13 protein-coding genes are annotated in these 19,334 nt (G+C 44.3%); 12 read left to right on the top strand and 1 reads right to left on the bottom strand.

The genetic code is table 11. From position 1 onward, the window contains the following. Positions 1-437: 437 nt before the first annotated feature. Positions 438-1,523: an MraY family glycosyltransferase gene (locus tag VKA52_RS10165; RefSeq protein WP_326315583.1), complete on the top strand. Its 1,086-nt coding sequence runs from the start codon at positions 438-440 to the stop codon at positions 1,521-1,523. Between the two features lie 43 nt (positions 1,524-1,566). Here VKA52_RS10165 and VKA52_RS10160 read toward each other — a convergent pair whose 3' ends face one another. Then, positions 1,567-2,583 (bottom strand): GNAT family N-acetyltransferase, encoded by a 1,017-nt coding sequence (locus VKA52_RS10160; protein ID WP_326315582.1) that lies wholly within the window; start codon positions 2,581-2,583, stop codon positions 1,567-1,569. A 523-nt stretch (positions 2,584-3,106) separates the two neighbouring features. Here VKA52_RS10160 and VKA52_RS10155 point away from each other — a divergent pair. From VKA52_RS10155 to VKA52_RS10105, 11 genes are all read left to right on the top strand, one after another. Continuing rightward, positions 3,107-4,384, top strand: a complete 1,278-nt coding sequence (locus VKA52_RS10155) for a nucleotide sugar dehydrogenase (RefSeq protein ID WP_326315581.1) — start codon at positions 3,107-3,109, stop codon at positions 4,382-4,384. A gap of 12 nt (positions 4,385-4,396) precedes the next feature. Continuing rightward, positions 4,397-5,107, top strand: a complete 711-nt coding sequence (locus VKA52_RS10150; protein WP_326315580.1) for a WecB/TagA/CpsF family glycosyltransferase — start codon at positions 4,397-4,399, stop codon at positions 5,105-5,107. A gap of 609 nt (positions 5,108-5,716) precedes the next feature. After that, positions 5,717-7,942, top strand: coding sequence for a cell wall-binding repeat-containing protein (locus VKA52_RS10145; RefSeq protein WP_326315579.1), 2,226 nt, complete (start codon positions 5,717-5,719; stop codon positions 7,940-7,942). A 35-nt stretch (positions 7,943-7,977) separates the two neighbouring features. Then, on the top strand, positions 7,978-8,862 hold the full coding sequence (locus VKA52_RS10140; protein WP_326315578.1) for a hypothetical protein: 885 nt from the start codon (positions 7,978-7,980) through the stop codon (positions 8,860-8,862). Positions 8,863-8,882: 20 nt separating this feature from the next. Further along, positions 8,883-11,264: a cell wall-binding repeat-containing protein gene (locus VKA52_RS10135; protein ID WP_326315577.1), complete on the top strand. Its 2,382-nt coding sequence runs from the start codon at positions 8,883-8,885 to the stop codon at positions 11,262-11,264. A gap of 343 nt (positions 11,265-11,607) precedes the next feature. Then, positions 11,608-13,134 carry a murein biosynthesis integral membrane protein MurJ gene (murJ, locus tag VKA52_RS10130; protein WP_160911094.1) on the top strand — a complete coding sequence of 509 codons (1,527 nt, stop codon included), beginning with the start codon at positions 11,608-11,610 and terminating at the stop codon, positions 13,132-13,134. Continuing rightward, positions 13,131-14,012: a PIG-L deacetylase family protein gene (locus VKA52_RS10125; RefSeq protein ID WP_326315576.1), complete on the top strand. Its 882-nt coding sequence runs from the start codon at positions 13,131-13,133 to the stop codon at positions 14,010-14,012. The genes murJ and VKA52_RS10125 overlap by 4 nt, the downstream gene beginning before the upstream one ends. A gap of 31 nt (positions 14,013-14,043) precedes the next feature. Continuing rightward, positions 14,044-15,486, top strand: a complete 1,443-nt coding sequence (locus VKA52_RS10120) for an O-antigen ligase family protein (protein WP_326315575.1) — start codon at positions 14,044-14,046, stop codon at positions 15,484-15,486. Positions 15,487-15,497: 11 nt separating this feature from the next. Further along, a complete protein-coding gene (locus tag VKA52_RS10115; protein WP_326315574.1) occupies positions 15,498-16,580 on the top strand; it encodes a glycosyltransferase in 1,083 nt (360 codons plus the stop codon). A 206-nt stretch (positions 16,581-16,786) separates the two neighbouring features. Beyond that, the gene (locus tag VKA52_RS10110; protein ID WP_326315573.1) at positions 16,787-18,394 is read left to right on the top strand and encodes a sensor histidine kinase; all 1,608 of its coding nucleotides are present in this window, start codon (positions 16,787-16,789) and stop codon (positions 18,392-18,394) included. Further along, positions 18,375-19,052, top strand: a complete 678-nt coding sequence (locus VKA52_RS10105) for a response regulator (RefSeq protein WP_326315572.1) — start codon at positions 18,375-18,377, stop codon at positions 19,050-19,052. The genes VKA52_RS10110 and VKA52_RS10105 overlap by 20 nt, the downstream gene beginning before the upstream one ends. Positions 19,053-19,334: the final 282 nt, after the last annotated feature.

The following is a 19,334-nucleotide window of genomic DNA, read 5'->3' as shown; positions in this document are numbered from 1 at the left end:
TAGTATAAGAGAAAGATTGAATTATTTAACATATTTCCCCGGAAATAATCATATTTTGAAACTTTTTTGATGCTGAAACGTCTAATAGGATAAGAGATACATAGATGTACAGCCAGAAAAAGTCGTTTAGTGACGAACATTTAAGTAAATAGAAGATATAAAGAATCAATTAGAAAAGGTGGGGAGCATGGATAATTTAAAGGATGTTTTGCAGAACATTATTCAAAAGACGGAAGACGCCGAACTGCTTACTTCAAGGGATGTTATCGATCATTTGATTGAACAACTTCAGCAATAGAAGAAAAGCATCGCCACATTGGACAAGGTGAGCGGTGTTTTTTGTGTGCACATGTACATAAGGGAACTCTTAACCTCCACCTATCTATGTTATAATTTTAACCGCCTAGAGGAAACTTAAGATGTAAGTGAGGATTAATATGAATATTTATATAGACATAATCATTGCAATCGTATTATCAATGGCTGTGAGTTTCATTCTTGTATTTCCAGTTATGAAACTTGCGGTGAAATGGAAGATGATGGATTACCCTGAAATGAGGAAGATCCACAAGGAAATTACTCCGCGGATGGGTGGTCTTGCCATCTTTGGAGGAGCTGCGGCTGGTATGCTTTATATTCGCCCGGACCTTCCTTATCTGATCCCTATTTGTATTGGTGCATTCATTATCGTTCTGACGGGTCTACTTGATGACCGCTATCAGATCCGGCCTTTATTTAAACTTTTGGGTCAAGTTTCGGCTGCAGGTGTTCTTATCTTTTCTGGTTTGAAGATCGATGTGCTGAGTATTCCGTTTATCGGAATGGTGTCCTTCAGTGATCCGGTTAGTATCATTTTTACGTTCCTTTGGATTATTGGAATCACCAACGCTATTAATCTGATTGATGGATTGGACGGGCTCGCTGCAGGTGTTTCCACCATCTCATTAATTAGTATTGCCGTGATGGCACTGGCGATTGAGCCTCAAGTAGCCATTGTATATTTGTGCGTTGTTTTAATCGGAAGCAATATCGGTTTCTTATTCCACAACTTTCACCCTGCCTCCATTTATATGGGGGATACGGGTTCATTGTTTCTCGGTTACTCCATGGCCGTCATTTCGATGGTCGGATTATTTAAAAATGTGACCTTATTCAGTTTTGTCATTCCAATCATTGTATTAGCCATCCCTGTTTTTGATACGTTGTTCTCGATTGTGAGGAGACTGATCAATAAGCAGAAAATTATGATGCCGGACAATAAACACATCCACTATCAAATTTTGGAAGCAGGATTCAGTCATAGAGCTACGGTCTTAATCATCTATGCTTTCAGCGCCGTTTTCGGTTTGCTTGCGTTGTTGTTCTCGCTGACATCGTTTGGAATCTCCTTGATTATTACCTTTGTCATTCTTTTCTTACTCCATCTGTTTGCGGAGATGACAGGAGTCGTATATCGAGGGAAACGTCCTGTGATCGGGCTGTTTTCTAAGACGCAAAGAGAGAAAGATCGAGATAAATCATAAAAAAAGAAGCTCGCTGACGCGGATTGTCAGCGAGCTTCTTTTTTTAATAAGAGTCCACATCCCCAGGGGTGATGAACCATTGGTCGGCATCGTCCATTGTAATTAGAGAAGGGTCGATTGCCTTTCCGACGAGTGGCATAGGACTATCTTTATGAATGAACCCTTCTTGTTTTAAAGTGCTGGCGGCAAGCGTGTGTGTCAACGCCCAGGATTGAATCACATCTGTATCTTTTAATTCGGTCCGGGCCGCAGCTAATAGGACAGGCCATAACTTTTCATCTTCAGCGAGCCAATCCACCAGCATACCATTTTCAAAGGAACCGAAAATTTGGTGCGTGACCACATAACCGACCAATCGGCGGTTTTCATAGATTCCCATCATTTTGTACTGGTGCTCGGGATGGTCAAAGTAACGGTAATTTAAATATGCGGCATCCCTGACAACCAAGCCTTCTTCCGCGTGCTTTGACCTCTCAGCTAACTGATCAAATTCTTGCTCGCAACGCTTCACTTCTTTTACTTCATACCCATCTGTCTGAAGTTTCGATTTTTTAAACGATTGAAAGATCCGGTCCAAAGGTTTAAAGATGGAAAGAGGGGAGAACTTGGAAGCGAGCAAATGGATCGGCTTCTGAATCAACATCCAGCGTGGCATGTCTGTCAGATGACTTGCCCCTGTGTATCGTAAAAATAACTCTTTCGCTTTGGGAGCAGGAAATCCATATAAATAGTCGATTCCATCTTGCTTCGCTTCTACTAACAGCGCATCATTCAGCTTTTTATAAATTCCTTTTCCGCGCGCATCCGGGTCTACCATTGTATCCACACGAAGGCCTACCTTTTTCTTTTCACCGTTCAAGTAAGCATCTGTCACCCACAAGCTGATATGACCGAGGATTTGATTGTCTTCCTCGAATACAAGTATAAAGGGGCGCTCCTGTTTAGGATTCTCTATGAATTTCCATTTCCACACAGCCAATGGACGTGTATGGTTGAATGTTTTCTTAAAAAGGGTTTGGATTTGGTCTTCGTCTCCCTTATGATAGCGTCGAACTGTCATCATGTGTCGTCCTTTCTTTGTTAAAGCATACTTCATAAGAGTATATCAAAAAAATGATCGCCCGCGCATGACCACTTCATTACAAGTTTTTGACTTTTCATTTAAGATTGGACGCAGGAATAGCGCACTTGAAATGAATCAGATATAATGAATGTTGGAGAGTATTGGCTTTCTTTGTCGACCATGTCATTATAAAATTCCGTTCTATCGATCAATGGTCCACGATGACAATACCCGCCCAATGCCTCCAGATATTCCTACATGAAGGGGAAATGAATGCCTTCTCCTGTTTGAGTATGTTTGCTTGTTTTGCTTGAAATGACGTTTAAAGGAACAAGCAGGACGGGAAGAAGGAAAGGGATGAAAATTGTCGTGGTCTATCATAAATGGCATAAAACGTCATAAAGCTTCAATTTTAACGAATGATATAAAGAAAGTACGAACGGAAAGATGTATAAATAAAACTTTTATGAAAATAGATGTCTACGATGTTGTAGGTGGAAGAGAAAGGGAGTTATGTTGTATGAAAAAGTCACTTTGTGTGGTTGGTTTAGGCTATATCGGTCTTCCGACTTCCGTCATGTTTGCCATTCACGGCCATAAAGTTCATGGAGTGGATGTCAATCAAAGAGCTGTAGAAATGATCAATGCGAAACAGCTTCATATAGAAGAGAACGGACTGCAGGAGCGCTTGGAGGAAGCGGTGGATGCCGGGAATTTCAAAGCATCCATGGAACCAACGGAAGCGGATGTTTTCGTCATTGCTGTTCCATCCCCGATCAGGGAAGATAAAACAGCCAACCTTGATTATGTCCGCAAAGCAACAGAAGCCATTGTTCCTTTTGTGAAAGAAGGGAACTTAGTTATTCTTGAATCCACAGTGCCTCCACGTACAGTTGAAGACGTAATGCTTCCTGTACTCGAGAAAACCGGGCTTGAAATCGGGAAGCAGCTGTTCGTTTCGCATTCACCGGAGCGTGTCATTCCAGGGAAGGTCTTCCAGGAGCTTGTAGATAATGACCGCATTGTCGGCGGTATTAATGAAGAGTCTTCTCAAATGACCAAAGAGTTGTACGAGTCCTTTGTCAAAGGGAACATCCATTTGACGGATGCTACAACGGCTGAAATGGCGAAGGTGATTGAAAACACGTACCGCGATGTGAATATTGCTTTTGCCAATGAGCTTGCGATGATCAGCGATCGCATCGGAGTGAACTCCTGGGAAGCGATTAAGCTTGCCAATTACCACCCGCGTGTCAACATTCATACACCGGGACCTGGTGTAGGCGGACACTGTATTGCCGTTGATCCTTGGTTCCTTGCAGAGCTTCAACCAGATCTTTCACAGATCATACAACTGTCCCGCAACACGAACGATAACATGCCTGTATACACAGCAGATCAAGTGGAGAAATTGATGAAAGATCAATTCATACAGGATCCGAAGGTGGCCCTTTTTGGACTGTCTTTCAAAGCGAACATTGATGATCATCGTGAGAGTCCTTCCTTGAAGGTGATTCTGGAACTGGTAGAGCGGGGGATCAGCTTTACAACCTATGATCCTCACATTAAAGAGAACATCGCATCCAATCAGACACAGGATATGGAAGAAGCATTGGAAGGAGCCGACATTCTTGTAGTGTTGACGGATCATGATGAATTCAAAGCTCTTACCCCTGCTTCGATCAAGGAGAAGATGAGCAATCGCGTCGTGCTCGATACAAAAAATTGCCTGAATCTTGACCACTGGAAAGAAGCCGGGTTTGTGACGAAGCGCCTCGGCGATTCCAAGAATGTGTAAAAAGGTGACGATATGAAGGAACAGTTTTTAGGTGTGGATGTCAGTAGTCATTCATACGAACAGTTAAAGAAAAATGTCATAGACGACATCAATCATAAAAGACAGTCATTCATCGTAGCCATCAATCCGGAGAAGATTTTGAAAGCTCAGGAGGATGAGAGTTTAAAGAACCTCTTAAACAAAGCGACTTACCAGATTCCTGATGGTGTTGGTGTGCTTGTTGCCTCCCGCTTGAAAAAAGGGAACATTAAAGAACGCGTAACGGGGATTGATATGCTGTTGACGCTTTGTGAACAGGCGGAAGAGCATGATAAATCAGTCTTCCTTTACGGGGCGAAGCCTGGGATCGCAGAAGAAGCGAAAGACGAACTGGTTCGCAAATACCCAGGGTTGAAAATCGCCGGTGTTTTGGACGGATATGAGAAAGATGAACAAAAAGTCATACAGACGATTAATGAATCTCAGGCGGATATTCTATTCGTAGCCCTCGGCAGTCCAAAGCAGGAATATTGGATTGTGGATCATATGAATGAGTTGAATGTAAGCATCTTTCAGGGTGTGGGTGGATCATTTGATGTCATTTCAGGAAGAATCAAGAGAGCACCGGATATCTTTCAGCGCTTCGGTTTGGAGTGGTTGTACAGGCTCATTGCTGAACCGTGGCGGATCAAAAGGCAGATTAAACTTCCTGCCTTCCTATTGAAAGTATGGCGAGATAAATAAAAAAAGAGCAGCTGCAAAAGCAGCTGCTCTTTTTTGTGTAGATATTTATTGGGCACTTTTTCTTCCTCTCCACATCTTTAGACCTTATCCCTCCTACATCTAGTACAATCTTTCCAGGAAAGACCTGATACTTTTGTACGGAATAAAGGAAAAAGTGGAAAAGTTGGCAAAGCAACGGTTGTTAGTTACATTTGCGTTATATATAATTACATATTGTAATTAGAATGACTAATTTCGACATAATTATCCCAAATCATTTATAAATTGATAAAAATTTCCGGGTGTGTTCAACAATCTTCTTGAATCGTCCGATATTACATATAGGAAGAGATTCTTCTAATCTTTGAGATCGTTTGATAAGAATCTATGATGTTTCCATTGGGTGCTTGTTCAATTTCATCTATAACTATACCTGTCCATACTTACCCTACAATTACACTACCCGATTTAAAGTAAACTAAAACTTACATAAAACAACCCGAGAAGAACATCGATCGCATGCTTAAAAAAGATGAGGTGATTAGCAAAAGGAAAATTAAAGGAAATGACTTTCCAGATTAATCGTTTTCAAGGAAAACTATGAAAATATAACCCTATTAGGAGGCTATTATGAAAAGACTGTATATGTTGCTGTTTTTTGCGCTTTTTACTCTTTTTGTTCTTTACCCGGCGGCGGAAGCGAGTGCGGAGAAGACTGTTGTTATTGACCCGGGGCACGGTGGAAGATTCTCAGGTACAACGGGTTATTCTGGAGGATCTACTGGATATTATGAAAAGCACTTCAACTTGGAAGTCGGAAAAAAGCTATATGATGCTTTAGAAGCGAAAGGTTACAACGTACATATTACACGCACAAGTGACAGCCATTTCGCCTATGGTTTGCATGATGACCTGCAGGCAAGAGTGGATTTCGCGGATCAATCGGCAAATGGTGATCATGATAATGCGATATTTCTCTCTCTTCATTCAAATGCTCTACCATCAAACCCTTACATGAGAGGGTATGAAACCTATTACTTCGATATGAACAACATAAGCACGACCTACGCACCATCTCCAGAACAAATTGAATATGCACCTGAAAGTAAACGTCTGGCACAAACGATGCACCGGCATATTCTGGACGGAACACCACTGGGAGAGGGACGGGGTATGGTTCCAAGTAACCTATACGTAACAAGAAATGCTGTCATGCCGGCAGCTTTGTTGGAGTTTGGCTACATGTCGAACCCGACAGAAGAAAAGCTCATCAAAACGGATAGCTTTCAGGAAAAAGCAGTCCAATCCGTGACTGAAGCGGTCGATAGCTATTTCAGCGTCTATGAAGTGTTCAACCACGAAGGTGAGAAAGTCAAACTGACAAGCGAAAAAGAAGAAGCGATCAGCCATGCGGAAAACATGGAGTACGCTTATGTTTTTGACAAGTATCAGCAAAAAGTCATCTATGAAAATACGAGTAAACGATATGGCGTCTACCATAAGACGGACCAATCGAAAGACCGTTTGTTTATGTCTCGAGACGAAGCGGTCGCGTTTGCAAAGAAATCAAGTGATGTGAGAGTTGTAGATAACGAACAAGGAGAAGTGATCTGGTCGGATTACTTAGCCAAAGCTTATGAGGTCAAGCACTCTTCTCAAGGAGTATTGAAAGAGACCCACAGCTTAGAAGGAGCCCTGGATTACGCAGGGGATTGGAGAAATACAGCGGTTATCGATAAAGAAAACGATGAAGTCATTTGGAGTAACTATTTAAGTGAAGACTTCGAAGTCGTTCACTCAGAAAAAGGTGTGCTGAACACTTTCTATCGTGAGGAAAAAGCGATCGCCTATGCGAAAGAATGGGAAAATACGAAGGTCAGAAACCGGACTACTGAAGAAGTTCTATGGGACAACAGCTCTAAAGACTATCAGTATATGTTCAACACAACGGAACTCGCCGGGAAAGATCGTATAAAGACGGCTATTGAAGTCTCTAAGAGCCTTTACCCGAATGGTTTTGATAAAGATGGAGAGCGGACCGTTGTTCTAGCGACCGCGTTTGAATTTGCGGACGCCCTTTCTGCAGGGCCGCTGGCAGCTGAACTTGGCAATGCGCCGATTCTGTTAAATCGTGACGACCGTCTCGATCCTGCTGTCGTGGAAGAACTGAAACGACTGAACGCAAACAAAGTGGTCATTCTTGGTGGAACTAATGCCATCTCTGAAAAAGTTCAACATGAATTGAGCAATCTCTTTTCTGTCGAACGTATTTCAGGTAAGGATCGAATTCAGTCCAATTTAGAAATCAACAATCGTTTGTCTGATGTAGAGGGAGTATTTGTGGCCTCAAGTACAAGCTTCCCTGATGCACTTGAAGCATCTTCTGTAGCAGCAGCCAACGGATGGGCGATTGTTTTGACAGATCAGGAGAAAATCACGGAAGAAAGTCTACAGTTCCTTCATGGAAAAGAAGTAGCCATTCTTGGTGGAACGGCGGTTGTTTCTGAAGAAGTGGAAGAGACATTGATTGAACGTAACGGTGGAGATCGCGTGGTCCGCCTGTCCGGCATAAACCGTTACGAAACAGTAGCGGCAACGATTGACTATTTCAAGGATGATATGCGTTCTGGCACCATGCTTGTAGCTACTGGCCGTAATTATCCTGATGCGTTGACGGCATCCGCCATTTCAGCCCGCACGAAAGCACCACTTGTATTAGTAGGAAACGACTTGAATCCAGAGCTTCAAAAAACATTGAGCTGGTATGGAACTGAAAATGTTGTTCAAGATCTCCACGTCATTGGGGGAGTCGTTGACAACGCTCAACGTGATGAAATCGCTGGTTACCTCAAATAAGAATGCATCCTGGATACAGCAAAGGAGAGGTGTCGATGAAGAAACTGTTAACCATCATGCTGTCCGTCGCTTTTATTTTAAGCGCCTGTGCAGCAGATGTGGATCCGGAAAGCTTGGAAAATGACCAGGCCGATCAGGATACATCTGAAGCGTCTGAAGAACCACCGGCAGAGGCTGAGAAAACCGAGGATCCTGAAAGCGTAGAAAATGAAAGCGAAAGTAAGGAACAAGAAGAAGAGAGCGCGGTTACTACAGAGCCAGAGGATGAGGAAGATAACACAGACTCCGGTGAAGAAGCAGCGAGCGAAGATCCAGCTGTGGAAGCAGAAGAACCAGAGGAAGACACGGTTGAAGCTTCAGCCAATGAAGGTTCTTCTGAAGAAGAAACAAAAGAGGAACAAACGTCAAACGTCGGTTTGAAAGCCTATATGCCTAAAAAGCCGATGACGAAGACATTTATGCAGAATGATGAATATAAAGCCGTTTATGAGATTGTAGATATCCAGGGTAATTATGTTCAGCAAGTCATCACATTCGGGGATATGGTCACACTTCAAGTGCTCCAGTGGACGGAAGGTACGGTATCGGTTGTTTATGAGGAGTTCAACCCAGAAGATACAGCAAGCATGCTGGATGGGTTCAAGCCGGTAGAAACGGTAGATGTTCTCATCGATGTCACACAATCAAGCCAATCCGACAGTTCATTTAAGCTCATTGATGACAAACAGACAACGTCAACACCAGTCCGTGACTTTGAGAACGTATTAGTTGTACAGAAGATAGAAAAAGCGGATTCATCTGGAGCCGAAGTCCGATCTACGTTCCACTATGCCCCGGACTATGGACTGATTAAAGAAAAGATTGAGGACAAAGGAGAGAATGGGTACACCATGAACTCCAAGTTGATTGATATTAAGTAAAATTGCAAAGGACGGTATGGATGTTAAAAAAATTTATTACTTCAACATCAGCGTTGTTAGCCACGAGTCTTTTGCTTCCTGCTGCGATTAGTGCCGAACAATCGGAGACGTGGATCGTAGAGGAGAGCAATAAATCTATCCAGTTGAATGAAACGACGGAAGTAAATGTCGTCAGGAATGAACTGGAGACGACGATCGAAATTGAACAAAATGGACAGCCGGTAATAGAAGAAACGGAAAAACTGGCCGAAGTTACTGATGTGCATTATGTCGGTGAAGAATCTCTCGTTGTTATCTATAGAGCCGGAGGGTCAGCCAGCAGCTTGTATTTTGATGTCTATCAAGTCAAGCAGGATGGAATAGAAAAAGTCTATGAGTCTCAAAACTATGATCGAGCAACGATCGATATCCAGGAGGATCAACTGGATATCTCCTATCCAGAATATGATGAGGATGCCATCAGTACGGAGCCATCGGCCATGCTGAATGATGTTTTTACTATTGAAACTGGTGAGGTGACGAAGCAGGAAGCGCAGGAGAAGTTGACTGCGCAAAGTCTCATCACTACCCAAAGCACTACAGAAGTCGATGAAAAGTATGAGAACCCGAGCTATGCAGAGATCAATCGTATGCTCACGGAAGAAGCGAAGAACTTCGATATCCCTCCTGAAATCGTCAAAGCGATTGCCTTCCAGGAAAGCGGATGGCAGCAATATTGGGATACAGGACGTACACCTGTCGACCATTACGAAAACCAGTGTACCGAAGAGAAAACACGAGGCATGGCCTGGGATGGAACCAACCTGAAACTTGGCTATGATTGCATCGGTATCGGGATCATGCAAGTGTCTGATTATCGTTTCATCACGGATGACCAAGAGCGTCAGGAAGAAATTACGAAATTAGCCACAGACATTCGTTACAATATCCGTGAAGGGTTAAAAATTCTTGAAACGAAGTGGAATTATGCCGATCATGATTTAATTCCAACCGTAAACAGTGGAGATCGAGAGGCGATTGAGAACTGGTACTTTGCCATTCTTGCTTATAATGGTCTATCTCAAAGGAACGACCCGATTGCGAACGGATATATTGCGTATCAAGAGAAAATATTCAACCGGATCAAGAGCTATGGATTGCTGAATCTGACACCTTTCCCGACACACAAGCTGAACCCTGATTCAGATGGTCTCCTTTCTTTTGGTGTAGAGAATGTAGACACAGATGGACCTGTGCACACATCCAAGCATTATTTCCGTCCAGGAGAGAAGGTCTATGTAACTGCCGGAAGTTTAAACCTGCGTCAATCTCCGAATGGTCTGGTTCTTACCGGATTGTCCCAGGGTGATGCATTAACCGTCACCGACGTGCCTGTAGGATCAGACAGCAATACCCAACACTGGATGTGGTATCCGGTTGAAACCGCAGGTGGCGTGAAAGGATATGTCGCATCAAGCTACTTGTCCAAAAAACAGGAACCGAACGCGTACCGCCTGTCAGGCATCAATCGATACGAAACGAGTGCAGCTCTTTCAAACTTTGGGTGGCACTGGAACAACCCTGATGTAGCCGTCATCGGACGTGGGGATCTACCGATTGATTCATTAACAGGGAGCGTGCTTGCATCTTATCACGATGCCCCACTTCTTTTGACTCAGACAGATGAACTGCCTGAGACGGTGAACAAAGAATTGAAGCGTATGGACCCTTCGAAGATCTACCTGCTTGGAAGTGAGGCAGCCGTGTCCTCCACTGTCCAAACACAGTTGGAGAATGAATACGGTGCAGGGAATGTTGTGCGTCTTTCAGGTCAAACTCGATTCGAGACAGCGTATGAAGTCGCTGATGAGTTGAGCAGCAATATCGATGTGGATGAAATTTTCATTACGACATCTGAAGAGACATCTCCAGATGCGTTGTCCATTGCATCCTACGCAGGGCAGGAGCATACCCCGATTCTTTTGACACTTCCATATCGCCTGGAGGACAACATCGTGAAGTTCATTCAGGAACATGGAGTGGAGAAAGCGACGATCATCGGTGGAACAGGAGCTGTCCATCACAAAGTGGAAGAACAGCTGAAATCCGTAGTAAACCAAGTCGAACGTGTCTCCGGCGACGATCGCTACAGCACGAGTGTTCAAATTGCGGAACGTTACTTCAACAACCGCAGGATTGAAGATGTCTTTTTCGCTAGAGGTCAAGTAATCGTAGACGCCCTGGCAGCTTCTCCAATGGCAGCTTCCTATGAGTCCCCGATTATTTTGACAAGAACAGACAATGTACCATCAAGTGTTCGCAAGTATATGCAAGGACTGCCCATCAGTCCGAAACAATATTACCTAGGCGGAGATGCAGCTATTTCAGATGAAACAGCTTATGAGCTACTGAAAATCCGCTAACGAACCAAGAACGGCCTTCCTCACGAAGGCCGTTTTTTATTATCTCCTTATGTTTTGCTGTTCTAATAGATGATGTGGTAAATGATTGGGGATTCTTTCTTATTAAATTAAATGCCAGTCTTGTTAGCGAAATTAACAAGGAGAATATTGAATAGAAGGTTAAGAAAAGATCGGGCTGGGAATAGGGAGTGGGTGCAAGGTTGTGGTGGTTTTGTATGATAATGGAAAAGATATGACCGAACGATTACGATTCTATTAAGGTTATGGTAAAATCGAAAAGTATGGACTATAGTTATACATAGCATTCTACTCCAGTTGACATGCATTAAGAGAGGGTTAGAAATTGAAATCTAAATTAGGCTTAGCAAGCATACTATTTATCGGCGCGACCTTAATCCTGAAAGTGTCCGGACTGCTCCGTGACATGGTCATCGCCTATTACTTCGGTGACAGTTACATCGCCGATGCGTATTTGGCTGCCTTCATCATACCGAATATGCTGATTTTGTTCATGCAGAACGGGATGAAGAATGCGCTCGTGCCAAGTTACATCGATGCCAAGGACGAAAAGCGCGGCAAATCCCATTTGGGACAAGTGTTTAAAGGAACAGCTGGATTAGCCTTGGTCTTTTCCATTCTCGGAATGCTCCTTGCTCCACTCATGATCCGTCTGTTCTACCCTGATTTCAGTGAGCCGGCGACTGAAATCGCGACATGGGTAACCGTAATTTTCTTCTCCTGTATTGCTTTTGTGGGGATGAACTCCGTTTTAGAAGCTTTTTTTGATGCGGAAAACAGGTTTGCCTTGTCGATTGTCTCTCAGATTATCGTTATTTTAAGTTCCATTCTCGGAGCTTTCTTATTTGCCAATCAAATCGGAGCTTATTCGCTGGCCTTCGGGTACCTGGCCGGAACGATTTTTTCTTTGATCTTCAAGTCCTTCATTGTCATCCCGCAGAGGGCGCTGTCACTGAAACCAAAGATGGATTGGCCTGAGGTCAGGAAATTTTACTGGGTGTTCCTTCCCGTCGGACTGACGGTAGCGGTCGGCCAGGTGAACTTGATGGTAGGTTCGATATTCGCCAGTTACCAGGGCGAAGGGGCGGTCACGTACATCAACTATGCGAAGAACCTTGTTCATATGCCCCAAGGGATCTTTGGCGTGACGATTGCAACGATCATTTTCCCTATGTTGTCCAAAGCGATTACGACAAACGATACAGGGCAGTTTAAAAAAGGGATTGAGAAAGGCCTCACGACGATGTACCTCGTTCTCCTGCCTGCCATTATCGGCATGATGCTTTTGATGCCGAATTTGATTGAGCTTTTCTATGAACGAGGAGCCTTTAACAATTCAGCGACAGCGGCTACTTCTCAGGTGGCATACTTTTACTTTGGTTCTGTGTTGTTCTTCAGCTTGAATAACATCATCAACAAAGGTTTTTATACGATGAAAAAAGGCCACCTGATTCTGATGATCAGCCTCGGTTCCATTCTTTTGAACATCGTGTTCAACTTTATTTTCGCTGAGTGGCTCGGGTACTTAGGTATTCCGCTTGCTGCTTCTCTGATGGCTCTTTTCTATACAGGGGCCTGCCTGATTGTGTTTGTAAAACTTGTGGGTGGACTCGACTTTAAGTACATCACCATCGATTATGCCAAAATTACAGCAGCAGCACTTGTTATGAGCGGTGCGGTTCTCGGACTGCAGCAAGGAATTGGCAACTTGCCGAACCTTGTTCAGATCATCCTCGTAGCTATCGTTGGTGCAGCCGCTTTTGCAGGAACGGCTTTCCTATTAAAAGCCGATGCCTTTCTGTTCTTATTGAATCAAGTCCGAAGACGCAAAAAGAAAGGAGGAGCCTCATGAATAAAAAAGAGCTTCTCATGAACGCCGTACGCCCCGTCAATGCGCCGGTCACGAACGTGATTCTCGGCCGGCATTACAGCGGGGACATGGAAGCCGTGAAGAATGAAAAAGTGAACAATGTACTTGTCCTCGCTCCTCACATGGATGATGAGACTATCGGACCTGGAGGGACGCTTAGACAACATGCGGAACAAGGAGCGAACATCCATTGCCTGTTCATCACTGATGGAGGAAGCAGTGTATCCGATCATAGTTCCGAAGAGTTGATGGCGCTAAGACGCGATGAAATCGACAAGGTCAAAGAAATCCTTGGTCTCTCGAGTGTCACTTACATGAACCAGCCGGACGGACAAGTGAAGAGTACGAGGGAAAGCATCGAAATGTTGAAAGAAAAAATCAACACGATCCAGCCAGAGTTGATCTACTGTACCCCATATATAGATGCACACGTCGACCATACCGCAACAGCGAAACTGCTGAGCGATACGCTTCAAGAAATGGAAGACTTCCACGGGAAGGTCCGCATGTACGAAATCAACTGTGCGTTCCCACCCAGTGCGATCAATGTGCTTGTCGATACGTCGGCCCAACATGCGAAAAAAGTCGAAGCAACAGAGGTCTTTGACTCTCAAGCGATCGCTTTCGACGGTTTTCTCCGGTTGAATGAATATAAAGGGAAGCTGGCTGAACCGAAAGTTCAAACAGCGGAAGGTTTTGTCGAATGGGACCGCCATGGTTTCATCAACCATTGTGAAACATTGGAGAAAATGGAATACAATTTCCCGCGCAGCTTCAAGCAGGTCAACAGGACCGATACATTAATATGGGCGATTTTCAAAAATTACGCCATGAAGAAAGATTTGTACAGAAAATCATAAATTCCTTCAACATAGAAAAGAGGTGCACAGCATGCCAATTGATGTTAAAAAACTTTATTTCGTTCCATTGACGTTATTGCTCCTTCTCGGAGGCGCCTATGTGGATGTGACGATTCTCGATCTAGTGATTATGCTGGCTTTTGCCGCCTATGCGATTTTTAAGCCGAAGAATTCATTGATCATTTTATTCATGTATTTCCCGATTCGTCCTTTCTTATTGGAATTCAACCCGACATTGAAAGGAATCGGCGACATCATTATTTTCGCTCTATTATTCCGGATTTTAATTATGTACCGGAAAGACTGGAAGAAGCTGTTCGACTTTTACTGGTTTGAATATGCCTTTTTCGCATTTTGCGCGGTTGGAGCCGTCTCTGCCTTGATCACAGGCGTATCCCCAATCGCCATCATCTTCCAAATTCGAGGAATTCTTTTATTCTATCTTGTTTTCTATATTGTAAGAAGACTGCACATCACAAGGGAAGATATCCGTAAGTTTATCTTCACGACATTGATTGTCGCTGTGATGGTCAGTATTCACGGAATCATTGAGAAGCTTTCATTAAGAAGCTGGCTCCTTCCAGAGAGCTGGGAGAACATGCCGCTGTCTTCGAAAAACAGAATCCGTATCTATGGCATGATCGGGAACCCGAACGTTCTTTCTTATTACTTGAGTTTTGCCGTGGTTCTTATTCTTTATTTCCGTAAGATTTTCACAGGAAAATGGCGCACCTTCCTTTATGTGTGTATTGCGCTCATGTTCGGTGTTTGGTCTCTCACCTATTCGCGAGGCACGTGGATTGCCTTCGGTGTCGCTTTGCTCATTTACTTGTTGGCAACAAGGACATGGTACTTCCTGAAACCGATGATCCTCGCACTTGTAGCAGGGATTCTGCTGGTTGCCGTACCCGTAAGTGTCGGCACAGCGATGGTCGAAGATACGAACTTTGGCCAGGAAAGCAAGGAGCGTCAGTCTCAGTATGATGATAGTGAAGGTAGTTTCCGTGATCGGATGGGATCGACGTTTGATAAAGAAACACGTGAACAAAGCAGTCAGTCAGGAAGGTTATGGATTGTAAGCAAAGGATTTGAAATCTTCCTTGATCACCCGATTATCGGAACGGGATTCGCCACGTTCGGTGATGGGGCGACGCTAAGCTTTGGCTCCCCGATCTATGATGACTACGGAATCGACAGAGAATTTTATTCCGACAACCAATATATCCAGGTCATCACTCAAACGGGAATCGTAGGTGTCATTCTGTTCGCGATCTTCTTATTGAACATGCTGTATCTGATTTGGAAACGCAAAAATGATACGCTGCTTGCTCCGTTCCTACTTGCCGTCCTCATCGGAGCGTATGCAGCCGGAATGGTGTACAACATCTGGGAAGGCGATTCCTTTACGATCTTCTACTTCGCTATGCTGGGCTATCTGTTGAACATGAGATCCGAGCATGAACATGACATGTAAGGGGGAGGAAGATGAGTAAACGCGTGCTTGTCATAAGCAACATGTATCCAAGCCGGAGAACACCGACCTACGGCATTTTCGTAAAGAACCAGGTCGAGGCTCTAAGACAGAAAGGCCTTCACATCGATACCGCGGTGAATAAAGACAACCGATCAGGCAAGTTGAACCTTTTAAGAAAATACGGTTTATGGTTTGTGAAGATCCTGTTCGCTCTCCTTACAAAAGGGAAGAAATATGACGTCGTTCATGCGCATTATATTTTCCCCAGCGGTCTCCCAGCTCTCTTTTTCAAAAAGTTATTCGGAACCAAGCTGATCGTCACTTCCCACGGTGGCGACTTGGACCAAATGGCAAAAAAAGGCGGGCTGATCCGGAAAGCGACAGAAAAGACTCTTCATGAAGCAGACGCTGTGATTGTGGTCGGAGAAGCCTTGAAATCTGAAGTCACGGGTGAATTCGGTATTCCGGAAGAAAAAGTGTCGGTCATCAATATGGGAGTCGACCGTAGTGTCTTCCAACCGCGAAATGCCGATGAAGCGAAAAAAGAGTTGGAGCTCTCCACAGAAAAGAAGCACATTCTTTTCGTCGGCAACCATATTAAAGCCAAAGGTCTTCAGGAACTCTTACAAGCATTCCAGGACTTGAATGTAGAGAATGCCGAGCTTCATTTCATTGGCAGTGTGAAAGACGAAAGCTTCCTACATGAGTTGAAGCAGTCCATTCAGCCCGAGTATAAGGAAGCTGTGCATTTCCACGGGACGAAAGATCAAGAACAGCTGGCTAGATGGGTAGCAGCGGCTGACGTTTTCGTCCTGCCTTCTCATATAGAAGGCTTCGGACTCGTCGCTCTTGAGGCGATGTCCTGCCATACACCCGTCGTGGGATCCGACGTTGGTGGTTTGTCTTATCTACTTAGTGACGGAAGAGGCGTCCTTGTTGAACCAAAAGACTCCGATTCATTAAGAGATGGCATCCAGCGTGTTCTCACGGAACCAGGTTTACGAGAAGCAATGATTGAAAAAGGGGAAACGGCAGCGAAAGAGAATGATAGCCACGTCCTCCTTGAGCGCATCGTTACCCTTTATGAAAAATAAAAAAAGCGAAACCATAGAAACACCTTCACAGTTATATTAACTACTGTGGAGGTGTTTTTTATGCTGCGCAGTTTCTATCCTCTTAGAAATGCTTCTTTCAGGTCGTCTTTTAGGCATTCGATGATGAAAAATTCAGATATTACCAAACTCTTAAATCTTCTCCTGTGTTACGATAAATGGAGATAACGTTTTCATAGGTGGAGATGATGGTGAAAGTTTCCCTGCGTACAAAAATCATGGTGCTGATTTTATCATTGCTCGTTCTGGTCATCGGACTGCTGGCTGGAGTTTTTGCATATATGGAAAAGAAGGATGTGGAAGACCAAATGGGGCAGCTCGCCCTTCAGGTCGCGAGTACGGTCTCATTTATGCCTTCCATCAAGGAAGCGTTTGACACAGAGAACCCGTCTGAAGTCATTCAGCCGATTGCTTTGAGTGTGCAGGAAGAGTCCGGGGCTGAATTTGTGGTGATTGGAAATAAGGACAGCATCCGGTATGCCCATCCCGATGAGTGGAAAATCGGCCGGCGGATGGTCGGTGGTGACAATGAGCAGGCCTTGAAGAACGGCGAATATTACATATCGAAAGCAGAAGGGACACTTGGCCCTTCCTTAAGAGGTAAAGCCCCGATCATCGGGGAGAATGGGGATATTATCGGCATCGTTTCGGTAGGTTTCTTGTTAGAGGACGTACGGTCAATCGTGTGGAATAAGCTTGAAAACGTTTTTGGTGTAGCTGTCCTTGTATTAGTGGTCGGAGCTGTCGGAAGCCTTTTACTGGCGCGGAGTATAAGGAAGGATACACTTGGGCTGGAACCTTATGAGATTACCTCCTTTTATCAAACTCGTGAAGCCATTCTTTCTTCTATTAAAGAAGGGATCATATCTATTGATGCCGACGGCCGGGTGACGATGATCAACCAGTCCGCTATTGAGTTGTTAAACTTATCCGGCGGAGCTGAGGGGCAGTTCATTACGGATGTCTTTCCTAACACGCAAATGCTGAAAGTGTTAGAGACAGGAAAAGCCATCAGAGATGAAGAGATGATTCTGCTGGATAAGGTCGTGATCGTCAATCGAACGCCGATCATCCACGACGGGGAGGTTGCCGGGGTCGTTTCCAGTTTTCGTGATAAGACAGAAGTGAGGAACATGGTCCAGACGTTATCCGAAGTAAAAAGTCACTCGGAAAGTCTGCGCTCCCAGACGCATGAGCACGCCAACAAGATGTATGTGCTGCTCGGGCTTTTGCAGTTAGGGAAACAGGAAGAAGCAATGGGAATGATTGAAGAAGATTTCCAGATGTCCCAAAAGCATCAAGCTTTGATTTTCGACCGGATTCAAGATGAAACGGTGCAGGCCATTTTGACGGGGAAGATGAGTACGGCTTCTGAGCAGAAAGTCGACTTCATCATTCAGGAAGATTCAGAACTGCAGCGTGTTCCCGGACATATCACAAGGACGGAATTAATCACGATGTTAGGCAACATGATTGATAATGCTTTCGAAGCGGTGAGTGGCCAAAAGGAAAAAAGAGTCGAGTTTTTTGTGACGGATGTGGGACATGACATCGTTTTTGAAGTATCCGATAACGGACCGGGCATTCCTGAAGACGTGTACAAATCTTTATTCGTGCGAGGTTTCTCTACGAAAGAAGGAGATTATCGGGGGTATGGTCTTCACAATGTGCGTGAGATTGTCGAGGGTCTCTCTGGAACGATGGAAGTGGACAATAGCGACGAAGGCGGTGCGGTGTTCTCGATCTTTTTACCGAAATATACAGGAGGTGGACCGGATGAAGGTCATGGTCAGTGAAGATGATTTCAGGGTGGCAGAACTGCATGCACAATTTCTACGAGTCGTGGATGGAGTCGAAGTTGTCGGGAAGGCTTTGAATGGCGAAGAGACTTTAAGGATGCTTGAAGAACAACAGCCGGATCTTCTTCTGTTGGATGTCTATATGCCAGATCAGCTGGGCGTTGACCTTCTCCATGATATTCGTTCAATTGCGCCACAAACGGATGTCATCATGGTTACGGCGGCGAGGGAAAAAGAAGTGGTGGAAAAGGCGCTGAAGTATGGCGTGTTCGATTATATTATCAAGCCAATTACGATGGAGCGGTTCCAGGAGACAATTGAAAACTATCAGGAGCGAAAAAGGCAGATGGCACAGATCGAGACCTTCGACCAGGCGGCTGTCGACCAGTTGATCAAATCCTCCAACGAAACAACTTCTACTGCTTCTCTATCGGTACCTAAAGGTATCGACCCACTGACGCTTGAGAAAGTGGAACAGATGCTTTCAGATGCTGGGGAGCATGGATTGACGGCCGAACAGGCAAGCGGCCAGATGGGAGCCTCAAAAACCACCGCCCGCAGGTACTTGGAGTATTTGATCAGCATAGGAAAAGGAAAGGCGGAGATGAACTACGGAAAAGTCGGCCGCCCACAGAGAAAGTATTATAAAAGATAAAGGATAGAGCACGAAGAAGACTCGTCGGTATGACGGGTCTTTTTTTTGGGTAAACGGAAGAAAGGAATAGATGAATGAAAGTGAGAAGAATTGTTAGAAACTGTAAGACCTGGTCACCCAATTCTTGGGTGACCAGGTCTTACAGTTTTATCCATTATAACTCTCGTGAATTTTATTTGGTTAATTGATTTTATGCTTTTAATTTTGATTATTTTGAAAACGGTTACATATAGGTTTCTATCTTATAAACTATCATCAAATAGCAAGAAGAGAGGGGACTTA

Origin of the sequence: Halobacillus sp. HZG1 (genome assembly GCF_035818575.1) — a bacterium.
GTDB classification, from domain to species: domain Bacteria; phylum Bacillota; class Bacilli; order Bacillales; family Halobacillaceae; genus Halobacillus; species Halobacillus litoralis.
The sequence above is the reverse complement of the archived record's forward strand: the minus strand, read 5'-3'. Positions and strand labels throughout refer to the sequence as shown.

Bases quoted from the DNA above. Each gene is read 5' to 3' on its own strand.
- VKA52_RS10150 (WP_326315580.1), top strand. From the start codon at position 4,397: ATGAAGGAACAGTTTTTAGGTGTGGATGTCAGTAGTCATTCATACGAA.
- VKA52_RS10110 (WP_326315573.1), top strand. From the start codon at position 16,787: ATGGTGAAAGTTTCCCTGCGTACAAAAATCATGGTGCTGATTTTATCA.
- VKA52_RS10125 (WP_326315576.1), top strand. From the start codon at position 13,131: ATGAATAAAAAAGAGCTTCTCATGAACGCCGTACGCCCCGTCAATGCG.
- VKA52_RS10105 (WP_326315572.1), top strand. From the start codon at position 18,375: ATGAAGGTCATGGTCAGTGAAGATGATTTCAGGGTGGCAGAACTGCAT.
- VKA52_RS10160 (WP_326315582.1), bottom strand. From the start codon at position 2,583: ATGACAGTTCGACGCTATCATAAGGGAGACGAAGACCAAATCCAAACC.
- VKA52_RS10115 (WP_326315574.1), top strand. From the start codon at position 15,498: ATGAGTAAACGCGTGCTTGTCATAAGCAACATGTATCCAAGCCGGAGA.
- VKA52_RS10165 (WP_326315583.1), top strand. From the start codon at position 438: ATGAATATTTATATAGACATAATCATTGCAATCGTATTATCAATGGCT.
- VKA52_RS10140 (WP_326315578.1), top strand. From the start codon at position 7,978: ATGAAGAAACTGTTAACCATCATGCTGTCCGTCGCTTTTATTTTAAGC.
- VKA52_RS10120 (WP_326315575.1), top strand. From the start codon at position 14,044: ATGCCAATTGATGTTAAAAAACTTTATTTCGTTCCATTGACGTTATTG.
- VKA52_RS10135 (WP_326315577.1), top strand. From the start codon at position 8,883: ATGTTAAAAAAATTTATTACTTCAACATCAGCGTTGTTAGCCACGAGT.
- VKA52_RS10155 (WP_326315581.1), top strand. From the start codon at position 3,107: ATGAAAAAGTCACTTTGTGTGGTTGGTTTAGGCTATATCGGTCTTCCG.
- VKA52_RS10145 (WP_326315579.1), top strand. From the start codon at position 5,717: ATGAAAAGACTGTATATGTTGCTGTTTTTTGCGCTTTTTACTCTTTTT.